Below are 12644 nucleotides of genomic sequence, written 5' to 3' on the forward strand. Positions count from 1 at the left end.
GCCCGCGCCGCCGTTCTGCTGGGGTTTGGTGTTGCCCAGCAGGCCCAGCTCGCCCATCTCGCGGAAGATCGACGCGTCGGTCTTCTCGTGGCGGAAGGCCTCGAGCACGCGCGGCGCGAGATTGACCTGGCTGTAGCTGCGGGCGGCGTCGCGCACGGCGCGCTCGTCGTCGGTGAGCTGCGTGTCGAGGAGAAGGGGGTCTGCCCAAACGAATGCCGCTTTCATGTGCGCTCCTTGCATGTGGAGGCGCCACTTTCGCAGACCCCGCAGGGGAAGACAAACGACGATTTTTCAGCGACACGTGCGTAAAATGCACTCCGAGATCCCATGCGCAGGAAGCTTCCCTCCACCGCCGCCCTGGCCGCCTTCGAATCCGCGGCCCGGCACGAGAGCTTCACCCTCGCCGCGAGCGAACTCGCGTTGACGCAAAGCGCCGTGGGGCGCCAGATCGCCAATCTCGAGGCGCTCGTCGGCGTCAAGATGTTCCGCCGCACACGGCGCGGCGTCGCGCTGACGCCGACCGGCCTGCACTACAGCCGCCTGGTCCGCGCGCGGCTCGACGAGGTGGAACGCGACACGCTGTCGGTCATGGCCGGCGGCGCGGCCGGGGGCGCCATTGAACTCGCCGTCGTGCCCACCTTCGCGACGCACTGGCTGGTGCCGCGACTGCCCTCGTTTCGCGCGGCACATCCCGGCGTCGCGGTCCATCTCCACGTCCACACCCGTCCCTTCCTGTTCGCCGACACGAACCTCGACGCGGCCATCCAGGCCACGGCCGGCGGCTGGCCGGGCACGCGCGCCGACAAGCTGGTGGATGAGACGATGGTCGTGATCTGCTCGCCGCGCTTGTGGCCGCGCCGCAGGCGTCCCGCGCCGAAGGACATCGCGAAGCTTCCCCTGATCCAGATGACGACGCGGCCCCATGCATGGCGCCAGTGGTTCGCGGCGCAGGGCATCGAGGGTGCGGGCGACATGAAGGGCGACCGCATGGAGCTGTTCTCCATGGCGACGCAGGCCGCGCTGAGCGGCCTCGGCGCGGCACTGGTCCCGGAATTCTTCGCGGCCCGCGAGATCGCCGCCGGCGAGCTCGTCACGTCCGCCGCAACCGCGCCCTTCGACAGCGGGCTGGCCTACTTCCTCGTCCAGCCCGAAGGCGACGCGCGCAGTCCGGCCTTCGGCGTGTTTCGCGAATGGCTGCTGGCGCAGGCGGAGTCGTCGGATTCTTCGCCATGAAGCAGATCGCACAGCAGGTGCGCAGTGCGACGCTCGGCGGCTACGTCGAGCTCGTGCAGTCGCTCGGCCGCGATCCGCACACCTTCATGCGCTCCGTGGGCCTGAGCGCGCGGCTGCTGAAGGACCCCGAGACACCGATCTCCCGCGACGCCGCGCGCGAGCTGCTCGAGATCACGGCCCGCGCGACGCGCACGGAAGACTTCGCGCTGCGCATGGCCGCTCAGCGCAAGCTCTCCGCCCTGGGGCCGATCAGCCTGGTGCTGCGCGAGGAAGCCACGCCGCGCGCGGCGCTCGACACCTTGTGCCGCTACCTGAAGCTGGTCAATGCATCGCTGGCGATCCGCGTCGAGGAAGCGGGCAGCGCGGTCGTCATCCGCGAAGACCTGTTGCCGAGTCCGGGCCTGGAGATGCGCCAGTCGGTGGAGCTGGCGGTGGGCACCATGTTCCGCATGCTTGCCGAAATGATCGGGCCTCAGTGGCGCCCGCTCGAAGTGCGATTCACGCACCGCCCGCCCGCGGACGCCTCGGCCCATCGCGCGTTCTTCGGCCGCGCCGTCCGGTTCGACCAGGACTTCAACGGCCTGGTCTGCGCGGCGGCCGACTTGGACCGGCCTCGCGAGCTGGGCGACCCCGTGGCCGCGGGCTACGCGCGCAAGTACCTCGAGGCGGCGCTGGCCGAGCGGACCGAGAGCGTTCGGCAGGCGTGCCGCCAGCTGATCCTCGCGCTGCTGCCGGGCGGCGCCTGCACCGCCGCGGAGGTGGCCCGGCACCTGCGCGTCGACCGCCGCACGCTGCATCGCCGGCTCGATGCCGAAGGATCGACGTTCAGCGCCGTGCTCGACGAGGTGCGCAGGGAGCTGGTGCAGCGCCACCTGCGCGGCAGCGACATCCCGCTCGCGGAAGTCGCGGGGCTGCTCGGCTTCGCGGCCCCCAGCAGCTTCGGCCACTGGTTCCAGGGCGCCTTCGGCTGCAGTGCGTCGCAATGGCGCCGGCAGGCCGCCAACGCGCGGGCGCGAGTGGCCTGAGGCGCATCGAGCTTCAGGCGCAGATCTCGCTCGCGGGCTTCTTCAGGAAGCCCTGGTGGCCGCCGTTGCGGTTGGGCGCGAAGCCGTTTTGCGCAAGCGTCTCTTCAACCGTGTCGTAGAACACGCCGATCTTCATGATCTCGCGCGCCTGCTTCGCCGTCGCGATCGGCCGGCCGAACTCGGTCGAGATGCGCACCAGCTGGCGGATCTGCTCCACGGTGCTCATCTTGCCCGTGCGCGTCTGGTTCCACAGCACGTCCTCGATGCCGCAGCGCACGTGCAGGCCGAGCGCGATGCCGATCATGTTGATCGGCAGGACGTTGAGCACCGAGCTTTCCACCGTGAGCACCGCGCCGTCCGGCACCGCGCGCAGGAAGTGCGCCAGGTTGTAGATGTTGGCCTGATCCATGCCGCCGCTGATGGCCACCCAGTTCAGCACGAGCGGACCCTTGTAGATTCCGCGCCGGATCAGCCGCTCGATCGTCTCGAAGCTGTTGATGTTGTAGCACTGGAACTCGCTCTGGATGCCCGCGGCCGTGAGCCGGCGGATGTGCTCCTCGTACCAGCTCGGATTGGACGGCACGACCATGTCCTTGTACGTGGCATGCAGGTGCGGAAAGCCGCGCGACACGCCGCGGAAATCGTCCACGCCTGCATGCTCGGTCACGTTCATCTGCGAGGTGTTGACCGTCACCGTCACCTGGTCGGGCTTCGGCGTGAGTTCGGCCAGCATGTGCCGCGTGTCGTCGCTCAACCACTTCGCGGCCTGGCCCTCCTCGGGTGCGAAGCTGATGGAGCCGCCCACCTGGATGATCATGTCGGGCACGCGCTCGCGCACGCCGGCGATCAGCTCGTTGAACTTCGACAGGCGCTTGCTGCCCTTGCCGTCGTCCTCCCGTACGTGCAGGTGCAGCACACGCGCGCCGGCCTCGTAGCAGTCCACCGCCTTCTGGATCTGGTCCTTCATCGTCACCGGGATGTCCTCCGGGAAGTCGGACGGAATCCAGCCCGGCGCATAGGGCGCGGCCGTGATGACGAGGGGCTGCTGGTTCTCGGGGTACAGGTGGCCGTCGAGGAAGTTCATGGCGGTGTCTTTCTTGGGAATCCGGATCGAGGACGTCGGCGGGCGCGTGACCCTAATTCGACTTGATGTTGAATTTGCGGACGATGCCGGCGTTGCGCTGGAAGAGCGCCCTGTCTTCGGCGAGCATGCCGGCGGTGTCGACGCTCACATCCGGCTCCAGGCCCGCGTCGAGCATCTTCTTCTGCACCGCGGGGGCGTCGGCGGCCTTCTTGATCGCCGCCTGCAGGCGGCCCAGCGCATCGGCCGGCAACTTGCTCGACGCATAGAAGCGCATCTGCCCCTGGAACTGGATCTCGGGGTAGCCGAGTTCGGTCATGGTCGGCACGTCCGGCAGGTATTTGGACCGGCTCTTCCCCGACACCGCATAGGCCCGCAGCTTCCCGCCGTTGACGAGCGGCAGCGACGTCCCCATGCCGTCGAACATGATGTCGACCTGCCCGCCGATCACGTCCTGCAAGGCGGGCGGCGATCCGGCATAGCCGACGTTCTGCATGCCCAGGCCGGCCTGCTCGCTGAACATCAGCCCCGAATAGTGCGACGTGGTGCCGTTGCCGTAGTTGGCGAAGCTCGACTTGTCCTTGCGCGTCTTCAGGTGCGCGAGCAGTCCCTTGAAGTCCTTCGCCGGATAGTTCGCGCCGGTCACCAGCACGTAGCTGGTGCGGGCGATCCGGGCCACGCTGATCACGTCCTTCAACGGGTCGTACGGCATCTTCACCACGTGCGGCGATTCGACCAGCATGTTGTTCGGCCCCACGACAAGGGTGTCGCCGTCGGCCGCGGCCTGCAGCATCGCCTGCATGCCGATCGCGCCGCTCGCGCCGGGGCGGTTCTCGATCACCACCACGCGCCCGGTGTCCAGCGCCATCTGCTGGCCGACCATGCGGGCCACGATGTCGGTGCTGCCGCCGGCCGGCGCCGGGACGATGACCTTCAGGGGCTTGTCGCCGGCGGCTCCGGCGCCCTGCGCCAGGAGGCATCCGATCAGCACCAGGGCGGAATTCGCGATTCGATGCAGCTTCACTTGTTGTCTCCTGCTGGGGTCGGCGGCTGGATGGCCGACAGCTGGAGTATCTGGCGAAGCGCGCTATCTTGAATTGCTTATCCGGGACATCGAATTGTCATTTCGGGACATCCCGACTCAGATCACCTTCGCGCTCCGCAGGCTCGCGAGATCCGCCGCGGTCATCGCCAGCAACTCGCCGTAGACCTCCGCGTTGTGCGCGCCGAGCGCCGGGCCGAGCGTGTCGAGATGGCCCGGCGTTGCGGAGAGGCGCGGGATGACGTTGGGGGCATGGTAGGTGCCGACCCGCGAGTCCTGCATCGTCTTGATGTTGCCGCGCTCCTTGTATTGCGGATCCTCGAAGATGTCCGCGATGTCGTAGAGGAGGCCGCACGCCATCTCGTTGGCCTCGCATCGCTCCAGCACCTCGGCCGCCGGCATGCTCGCCACCCACTCGCCGACCTTCGCGTTCAACTCGTCGCGGCGCTTGTCGCGCTCCCGCATGGTCCGGTAACGTTCGTCGGTCGCGAGTTCAGGGCTCCCCATGGTGGCGGCGAGCCGCTCGAACATGCGGTCGCTCGAACACGCAACGGCGACCCACTTGCCATCCTTCGCCTGGTAATGGCTGTGCGGCACGATGTTGACCGTGTCCGCGCCCATGGGCTGCCGCACGAAGCCGCTGCGGCCATAGGACGGAACCAGTTCGTCCATGATGCGGAAGATGGACTCGTAGAGGCCGATGTCGATGGACTGGCCGCGCCCAGTCTTCTCGCGCGAGCGCAAGGCCATCATCACACCGACCGCGCCGTAGAGGCCCGAGAAATAGTCGGCGAGCGAGGTCGACCCGGGCATGACCGGCTTGCCACCGGGCTCGCGTGCGAGGTGGGACAGCCCGCTGAACGCATGCGCGATTCGCGCGTAGCCCGGCCGGTCCTTGTACGGCCCCGTCTGCCCGTACGCGCTCACGCGCAGCATGACGAGCCCGGGGTTGATCTCGGCCAGCGCGTCGTAGCCCAGTCCCCACTTCTCGAGGGTGCCCGGGCGGAAGTTCTCCAGCACGACGTCGCTCTTCGCGACGAGCTGCCGGAAGATCCGCTTGCCCTGCTCGGTGCGCAGGTCGAGCGTCACCGACTTCTTGTTGCGCGCCTCGCTCAGCCAGACCAGCGAGTCGCCGCATTCGGTCTGCGTGCCCCAATAGCGCAACGGGTCGCCCACCTCGGGTTGCTCGACCTTGATGACTTCGGCGCCGAACTCGGCGAGCGTGGCGCCGCAGAAGGGCGCGGCGATGAAGGTCGCGATGTCGAGGACCCGCAATCCGGCGAGCGGACGCTCGTCGACGGCCGGGGCGGATGTCGATGATGTCGATGTCATGCGTTGTCCTGTTGGGCGCGGATCGCACGATCTCGCGCGAGGATGTTCTCTGTCAGTTTGATGTGGGCCAGGTCCACCAGCTCGCCGTCGAGGCTGATGGCGCCGCGGCCCTCGCTTACCGCCTGGGCGATGGCGTCCGACACCTTGCGCGCCCACGCGACCCTGGCCTCGTCGGGCGAGAACACCTCGTTCGCCCATGCGACCTGGTTGGGATGGATCGCCCATTTGCCGTCGAAGCCAAGGGCACGTGCTCGCAGCGCGGAAGCCTTGAAACCCGCCTCGTCCTTGAAGTTCACGTAGGGACCATCGACAGGCCGCAAGCCCCACGCGCGGCATGCGGCCGCGATGCGCGCCATGACGTGGTGCCACTGGTGGTTGTAGTGCGTCTGCCGCTGCCCGTGCGCATCGGGGTCGGTGACCATCGCGTAATCGGTGTTGATCGCACCGATGACCCGGTCGGGCGTCTGCATGCTGACGATGAAATCGCCCACGCCGAAGATCAGCGCCTCCAGCCGTTGCGACGAGCGAGCGATCTCCTCCACGTTCGCCGCGCCGAGCGCCGTTTCGATCAGGGCTTCGATGCCGATGGGCTCGCGGCGGCCGATCGCCTGCTCGATCCCGCTCAGCAGCGTCTCGACGAATTCGATGTCGCGCGCGCCGCCGGCCTTGGGCAGCAGGACGAGGTCCAGCCGCGGGCACTGGCGCGCCACCTCCACGATGTCCTCCCAACCCCACGCCGTGTCGAGCCCGTTCACGCGCACGGCCATCGTCTTGCGGCCCCAGTCGATCTCGCGCAGCGCATCGATCGCGAGCTTGCGCGCTTCATTCTTCTGCGCGGGCGCAACCGCGTCTTCGAGATCCAGGAAGATCACGTCGGCGCCGCTGCGTGCCGCCTTCTCGAAGAAGTGCGGGGACGTGGCAGGCACCGCCAGTTCGGACCGTTGAATGCGAAAGCGGCGCGGGGGAATGACGATAGAGGACATCGATTACTCCGGTTGAATGCCGGCCGCCTTAATCGCACGCGCCCACGAGTCGATTTCCTTGCGGGTGAACCTGCGCAGTTCGTCCGGCGTCGTGGGAAAGGGCTCCATCGCGATGCCGCGGAAGAACGCGACCGAAGGTTCGCTGCGCACGCCCTCGGCGATGAGGCGATTGAGCGCGCCGACGACATCGGCGGGGGTGCCCGCAGGCGCATAGGCAGCGAACCACACGCTCGCCTCGTAGCCGGGCAGGCCCGATTCGTTCAGCGTGGGCACATCCGGCAGATAGCTCGAACGGGTGCCGCTGGTGACCGCCAGCGCCCGGATCTTGCCGCCTCGGATGAGCGGCAGCGCCGAGCTCATGTCGGGGAAGAAGAGCTGGATCTGCCCGGCCATCAGGTCGTTCAGCGCGAGCGGGTTGCCCTTGTACGGCACGTGAAGCATCTTGACGCCTGCCATCTGCGCGAAGGTCTCGCTGGCGACTCGCGCGGAAGCGCCGCCGCTGCCGAATGCGTACTTCGACGGATTCGCCTTCGCAAGCGCAATGAACTCGGCAACCGTTCGCGCCGGAACATCGTTGTTGACCGCCATGACCTGGCTGGCGCGCCCCAGCCCGGAGAGCGGCGCAAAGTCCTTGTCGGCGTCGTAGGGAAGCTTCTTGTACAGCGACGGATTGGCGGCGTTGGTCGTCACATTGCCGATCAGGACCGTGTAGCCGTCGGCCGCCGACTTGGCGACGAATTCCGTGGCGATGATGCCGTTGGCGCCCGCCTTGTTCTCGACCACTACGGACTGCCCAGTCTTCTGCTGGACGTAAGCGGCGATGGTTCGCGCGAGCGTGTCCGTCGCGCTGCCGGCCGTGTTGGGCACGACGAAACGCAAGGGCCTATCGGGAAATGCGGTGGCCGGAAGTGCGGCGGACAGAGCGAGGAGGAAGGCGCTCGCGCGCAACAGGAGTTTGTTCATCATGATCCTTGGTCTCATTAACGGGGAGCGTCACCCTGCACCACCGTGCGGTGCAGGCGACGGACGAACTGGCCCATGTCGAAATCGTCGGTGGCCTTGTGCAGCAGGCTGCGGTTGTCCCAGACCACGATGTCGCCTTGCCTCCATTGCTGGCGGTAGACGAACTGCGGCTGCGTCGCATGCGCCAGGAGCTCGGCGAGCAACGCGCGGCCTTCCTCGATGGGAATGCCTTCGATATGGGAGGTGTGGTTGCCGAGGTAGAGCGCCTTGCGGCCGGTCTCCGGGTGCGTTCGCACGAGCGGATGCGCCACCGGGGGAGCGGCGGCTATCTCTTCCTTCGAAGCGGCACGGCTGCCCGAGTTGTGTCGCGACTGCTCCCAGCTGTGGATCGCGCGCAGGTCCTCGATGCGGTCCTTCGTCGCCTGCGGCAGCGCGTCGTAGGCCGCGTGCATGTTGGCGAACAACGTGTCGCCGCCTTGCGGCGGGATGTCGATCGCGTAGAGCAGCGTCGTGGAGGCCGGCTTTCGCATGTACGAAGCGTCGGTGTGCCAGAAGAAGTTGCCGGGGTTGTCCAGCGCGCTGGTGGGGTTGGGCTTGCCGTCGGCGCCCAGGTTGCTGACGACGTGCAGCGCCGGGTAGTCCTTGCCGAGGTAGTCCTTGCGAATGGGCAATTCCAGATCGCCGAAGCGCTCGCTGAATTCGATCTGCGCCGCCTTGGCCAGGTCCTGGTCGCGCACGACGAGCAGCGAGTAGCGGTGATAGGCCTCCACCAGCCGCTCCCACTCACCGGGACGCAGCGCGGCGAGGTCGACGCCGGTGCACTCGGCCGCGGTGAAGTCCGTGAGGGGCCGGATGGTCAAGGTACTGTCGCTGCCCCGCGTGGGCGTGTTTGCGGTCGAAGGCACGGTGTCTCCTGTGATGTTCGCTCGATTGCACCACCGGCCTCCCAACTGGACAATCGGTATGATCGGAAGCATTAGCCCGGTTTTCCGATCAATGAAGATCCGCCAGATCGAGACCTTCCTTGCCGTCGCCGAAGCGGCCAGTTTTCGCCGCGCGGCCGAAGTGCTGCACCGCTCGCAGTCGGCCGTGAGCGCGCATGTCCAGCAACTGGAGGAAGAACTCGGGCTGCCGCTGCTCGAGCGCACCACACGCCGCGTGAGCCTCACGCCTGGCGGCAAGGTGCTTCTGGGGCGTTGCAAGAGCTTGATGGCCGACCTGAACGCAGTCGCGCAGGAACTGAAGGAAGAGGCCACCTTGCGGCGCGGCCGCGTGTCCATCGGCACGTCGCCGTCGATTTCCACGCACCGGCTGCCGCCGATCGTCGCGGCCTACCAGGTGCAGTACCCCGGCATCACGCTGGAACTCCACGAGGCCTTCGCGAGCCGCATGTACGACGATGTGCTGGAGCGCGTCACGGACTTCGCGATCGGGCCGCGCGTCGATGGCCTGAAGGACTTCGACATCCGCACCGTCATTGTCGATCCGGTGGTCGCCGTTCTCCCCGCGACGAAGCCGTGGCTCGACCGCAAGACCGTGCGGCTCGACGACATCGCTCGCGAGCCGCACCTCGCGATGCCGCGCGGCACCGCGATCCGCGCGGTGATCGAGGATTCGTTCCGCCGCCGAGGCGTGGTGTTCGAGCCGCGCTTCGAGGTGATCCATCAGCAGACGCTTTTCAGCCTTGTCGAAGCGGGGCTGGGTGTGACGGTCCTGCCGCTGATGAGCGTACCGCCGCAGCGCGGCAACTACGTCGTGGCACGGCTGAGAACGCCCGAGATCACGCGTGACGTGTGCCTCGTGACGCTGAAGGGCAAGTCCTTGACGCCTGCCGCGGCGCGCTGCGCGGAGATGATCGTTTCCACACTGCAGGCACAGTTCCGGCGGAAGTGACGCTGCACGCCGGAAGCGCGACGCCGTGCTCGCGTCTCGACAGAGCCTGCTACACGACGCCCGCGATCAAGCCCGCGTCGAGGGCCTGCGCGGCCGTCAGGTACCAGTCTTTTTCCATCACGCGCTTCTCGATGTCGTCGGCAGTGAGCCCCGTCCCCTTTGCCAGCTGCTCGAACCCGGCGCGCTGCAGCCGCTCGCCCGACTCGATCTCCGCCAGCAGGTCGAGGACGACCGCGCGGCAGCCGCGCAGCGCGCCATCGATGCGAAGTTCGCGGGTCATCTTGCGTTCGTGAATAAGGACCTCGCAGTCGCCGGTCATGAATCGACGCTCCCTCGGAATCGCCGACATCACGGTCACCGCGGCGGAATACACATAGGTTTTGCCGAGGAACCACACGTCGCGGCCGGCCTTCTCCTGCCAGAGCCTGAGTTCCTGCGCGAGCCGGCGCCCCATGTCGGCGTTGCCGCCGTTGGAACTCAGCTCCATGAGGATGGGGCCATCCGGCGGCGCTTCGTCCTGCTGCCGAAAGAATTCGGCGAGCATCTCGTCACCGACGCCGCCGAAGAGGCGGATGTCGGGCGCGAGCTTGGGCAGCTTGATTTCCTGGTTCATGGCAGTGTCGTCTTGCGGTGGCGTGCGGTGTGGCAGTCCAGAACTAAACAGACTCAGCCACGCACGAACTTACCGCGAGCGTGTCACCTTGCAATGTCATCCGCTTCTCATCCCGATGTCGGACTTCGCGCGATCATGTCGGCGGCGTCTCTGCCGCAATCTTCATTTTTGACGCCAATCAAACGAGCAACTCTCCTACATGCCTGCTGTCTGATCCTTGCGACGCAGCGGTTGAAGCAGGTGTTTCAGCCCGTTGTGATCGATCTCGTGCATCAGCGCCAGCAAGCGACCCAGCTGGCCCGGCGGAAACCCCTCGCGAGCGAACCAGTTCAGGTAATTGCCCGGAAGATCCGCGATGAGCGTTCCCTTGTACTTGCCGTACGGCATCGCAGTCTTGAGCAACAGGTCGAGAGGTTCCGACATCCATGGATTGTGGCGCGCTCAGACCCGACATGACACGGAAGCGAACGTCAACGTCACAATTGCCCACCACCGATGGAAGGATCGCCGAGTGCCCCTTACACGCGAAGACATCCTGCGCGCATTCGAGGGCGTTCGTCGTGCGCAGAACGACGGCCGATACGCCCCGCACAAGCCGCTTCTGTTGTTGCTGGCGCTTGCCCGAATCCAGAGGGGCGAACCCAGGCTCACGTCGCTTTTGAGAATAGAACAAAAGCTGAAGTCGCTTCTCGATGAATTCGGGCCCACGGGCGCTGCGAATCGCCGACATCTGCCTTTCTGGCACCTGCAATCGGACCGAGGCGGCGCGCTGTGGGAAGTGACGCGATCGGCAGCGCTCGTCGGTCATTCGACAGGTTCGACGCCAACACTTGGAGCACTTCGCCAGCTCGGCGTCGAAGCCGGATTTTCTGAAGAGGTTCAGCAAGCGCTTGCAGCCGACCCGGCGCTGATTCGCCAAGCAGCCAAGCGGGTGTTGGACGCCTTCTTTCCTGCAACCTTGCATGAGGACATCGCGGCGGAGGCCGGGATCGAGCTAACCCCCGCGATCACAGAGTCGACTGGCGTTCCGGCACCGCTCAGACGCCGCGATCCAGCCTTCCGAGAAAGGATGCTCCGGGCATACGAATATCGATGCTGCGTATGCGGCTTCGATCTGAGGGTACGCCACGTGCCGGCAGGCCTCGAGGCGGCGCACATCCACTGGCACACCGCGGGCGGCCCCGATGTCGAGCCGAATGGATTGAGTCTCTGCGCCCTGCATCACAAGCTGTTCGACCTGGGTGCCTTCACGATCGAGCCTGCCGAGCATCGCGTCCTCTTCAGCCAACACGCCATTTCGGGTGAGAGGGGGCTGACTGGAGTTCTCGCGCATCATGGCAAGCCCTTGCTCCTCCCGACCGAGAAGCAGCACAGACCCGGTCCGGAATTCCTGACGTGGAATCGACAGAACGTATTCAAGCGGCCGGAGCGAAGTGTCTGAACCCGGCCACCTCGGAAACCGCTTGCCCGTCACGGGACTTCTCACATGCCCATGGCCGCGACTCCGGAGAATTTGCTGGACCCCGGGAGACTGCGCCTTGAGCACTTTGCGAGGCCTGTGTAACGCGCTCGGTGTGGAGCTCAGGTCCACTCGGCAGACGACTCCTGCTGAACCCACGGAGCATGCCTGCGCAGCTTGGCCACGATCGAAGCGATGTCGAAACATCAGGCGGAGCGGGAACTCGCCGAAGCGCTGCGCGTGCTGACGATGCTTCCTTACGAGCGATCGAAGTGGCTTGAGCGTGAGCATGTTCAGGTCGTCGAATACCAAGGCGTCGCCGCTCGTACGCTCGGCGCCGACAGTACAAACCCGAGCGATAAACCGTCGCGCAACACTGTGCCGCCGGCGACGGTCGTGGCAACATAAGCGACGTTCGATTCACCGGAGCATTTCCCACATGAAAAGTCGCAGCCGCAGAACCTTCTTCTTCCAGATCGCCGCGGGCAGCACCCTGCTGACCGCGTCGCGGGCGATGGCGCAAGCCGCCTTGCCGAAGGTCGACGAAAAGGACCCGCAGGCCGTCGCGCTCGGCTACGCAAAGGACACGACCAAGGTCGACAAGAAAAAGTTTCCCAAGCACAGCGCCGAGCAGAAGTGCAGCAACTGCCAGCTCTACCAGGGCAAGCCCAAGGAAGCGGGCGGTCCGTGCCCCCTTTTCACGGGCAAGCAGGTCGAGGCCAATGGATGGTGCAGCGCCTGGGTCAAGAAGGCCTGAGCCGCCAGCGACGCCACAGGTCGGCCCAATGGGCCAGACCTGCCGCAAGCATCCAGGCCGCAAGCCATGGCCAGCCGGCGCCGTCCAGCACGGCGCGAAGTGCCAGCATCAGGCACAGGCCGGACACGAGGTTGAGCGCGTAGTCGCCGGGCCGGAGGCCGCGACCGGTGAGGCGATGGTGCAGCCCCAGCGCCAGGCCTTCCAGCACCGACAGGACGATCACCAGGTCGACGATGCGGCTTGCGGTGAGCCATTCACCCATG

Annotated in this window: 16 protein-coding genes; 6 read left to right on the top strand and 10 right to left on the bottom strand. The window is 66.5% G+C overall.

The features are described 5' to 3' along the window. Window positions 1-225, bottom strand: a 225-nt coding sequence (locus AB7E83_RS23175; RefSeq protein WP_428573192.1) for an acyl-CoA dehydrogenase family protein, incomplete at its 3' end; no start/stop codon positions are given. Between the two features lie 102 nt (window positions 226-327). Here AB7E83_RS23175 and AB7E83_RS23180 point away from each other — a divergent pair. Continuing rightward, window positions 328-1233, top strand: coding sequence for a LysR family transcriptional regulator (locus AB7E83_RS23180; protein WP_428573193.1), 906 nt, complete (start codon window positions 328-330; stop codon window positions 1231-1233). Then, on the top strand, window positions 1230-2258 hold the full coding sequence (locus tag AB7E83_RS23185; protein WP_428573194.1) for an AraC family transcriptional regulator: 1029 nt from the start codon (window positions 1230-1232) through the stop codon (window positions 2256-2258). The genes AB7E83_RS23180 and AB7E83_RS23185 overlap by 4 nt, the downstream gene beginning before the upstream one ends. 13 nt (window positions 2259-2271) lie before the next feature. Here the strand turns inward: AB7E83_RS23185 and AB7E83_RS23190 are convergent, their stop codons facing one another. The 6 genes from AB7E83_RS23190 to AB7E83_RS23215 form a co-directional block, all read right to left on the bottom strand. After that, entirely contained in the window at window positions 2272-3342 is a 1071-nt protein-coding gene (locus AB7E83_RS23190) for a 3-keto-5-aminohexanoate cleavage protein (protein ID WP_428573195.1), read from the bottom strand. Between the two features lie 52 nt (window positions 3343-3394). Beyond that, window positions 3395-4363 carry a Bug family tripartite tricarboxylate transporter substrate binding protein gene (locus AB7E83_RS23195; RefSeq protein ID WP_428573196.1) on the bottom strand — a complete coding sequence of 323 codons (969 nt, stop codon included), beginning with the start codon at window positions 4361-4363 and terminating at the stop codon, window positions 3395-3397. A gap of 117 nt (window positions 4364-4480) precedes the next feature. Then, entirely contained in the window at window positions 4481-5713 is a 1233-nt protein-coding gene (locus AB7E83_RS23200) for a CaiB/BaiF CoA transferase family protein (RefSeq protein WP_428573197.1), read from the bottom strand. Next, complete coding sequence (locus AB7E83_RS23205; protein ID WP_428573198.1) at window positions 5710-6696, bottom strand: HpcH/HpaI aldolase/citrate lyase family protein; 987 nt, start codon at window positions 6694-6696, stop codon at window positions 5710-5712. Before AB7E83_RS23205 ends, AB7E83_RS23200 begins: the two co-directional genes overlap by 4 nt. 3 nt (window positions 6697-6699) lie before the next feature. Next, window positions 6700-7662, bottom strand: coding sequence for a Bug family tripartite tricarboxylate transporter substrate binding protein (locus tag AB7E83_RS23210; protein WP_428573199.1), 963 nt, complete (start codon window positions 7660-7662; stop codon window positions 6700-6702). Between the two features lie 14 nt (window positions 7663-7676). Beyond that, window positions 7677-8564: a TauD/TfdA dioxygenase family protein gene (locus tag AB7E83_RS23215; protein WP_428573200.1), complete on the bottom strand. Its 888-nt coding sequence runs from the start codon at window positions 8562-8564 to the stop codon at window positions 7677-7679. Between the two features lie 91 nt (window positions 8565-8655). Between AB7E83_RS23215 and AB7E83_RS23220 the strand changes: the two genes are divergently transcribed. Then, entirely contained in the window at window positions 8656-9552 is an 897-nt protein-coding gene (locus tag AB7E83_RS23220) for a LysR substrate-binding domain-containing protein (protein ID WP_428573201.1), read from the top strand. Between the two features lie 49 nt (window positions 9553-9601). On the opposite strand, the gene AB7E83_RS23225 is transcribed toward AB7E83_RS23220, so the two are convergent. Together AB7E83_RS23225 and AB7E83_RS23230 are read right to left on the bottom strand one after the other, a co-directional pair. Continuing rightward, entirely contained in the window at window positions 9602-10165 is a 564-nt protein-coding gene (locus tag AB7E83_RS23225) for an ATP-dependent Clp protease proteolytic subunit (protein WP_428573202.1), read from the bottom strand. Between the two features lie 195 nt (window positions 10166-10360). After that, window positions 10361-10588 carry a DUF3820 family protein gene (locus AB7E83_RS23230; protein WP_428573203.1) on the bottom strand — a complete coding sequence of 76 codons (228 nt, stop codon included), beginning with the start codon at window positions 10586-10588 and terminating at the stop codon, window positions 10361-10363. A gap of 88 nt (window positions 10589-10676) precedes the next feature. Here AB7E83_RS23230 and AB7E83_RS23235 point away from each other — a divergent pair, with 88 nt between their 5' ends. From AB7E83_RS23235 to AB7E83_RS23245, 3 genes are all read left to right on the top strand, one after another. Beyond that, on the top strand, window positions 10677-11606 hold the full coding sequence (locus tag AB7E83_RS23235) for a phosphorothioated DNA-binding restriction endonuclease (protein WP_428573204.1): 930 nt from the start codon (window positions 10677-10679) through the stop codon (window positions 11604-11606). 195 nt (window positions 11607-11801) lie between these two features. Further along, on the top strand, window positions 11802-12032 hold the full coding sequence (locus AB7E83_RS23240; protein ID WP_428573205.1) for a hypothetical protein: 231 nt from the start codon (window positions 11802-11804) through the stop codon (window positions 12030-12032). A gap of 31 nt (window positions 12033-12063) precedes the next feature. Then, the gene (locus tag AB7E83_RS23245) at window positions 12064-12381 is read left to right on the top strand and encodes a high-potential iron-sulfur protein (protein ID WP_428573206.1); all 318 of its coding nucleotides are present in this window, start codon (window positions 12064-12066) and stop codon (window positions 12379-12381) included. On the opposite strand, the gene AB7E83_RS23250 is transcribed toward AB7E83_RS23245, so the two are convergent. Continuing rightward, window positions 12368-12643, bottom strand: a complete 276-nt coding sequence (locus AB7E83_RS23250; RefSeq protein WP_428573207.1) for a hypothetical protein — start codon at window positions 12641-12643, stop codon at window positions 12368-12370. The two genes, AB7E83_RS23245 and AB7E83_RS23250, sit on opposite strands and share 14 nt — an antisense overlap. Window position 12644 lies beyond the last annotated feature (1 nt).

Source organism: Ramlibacter sp. (assembly GCF_050250995.1).
Classification (GTDB): domain Bacteria; phylum Pseudomonadota; class Gammaproteobacteria; order Burkholderiales; family Burkholderiaceae_C; genus Ramlibacter.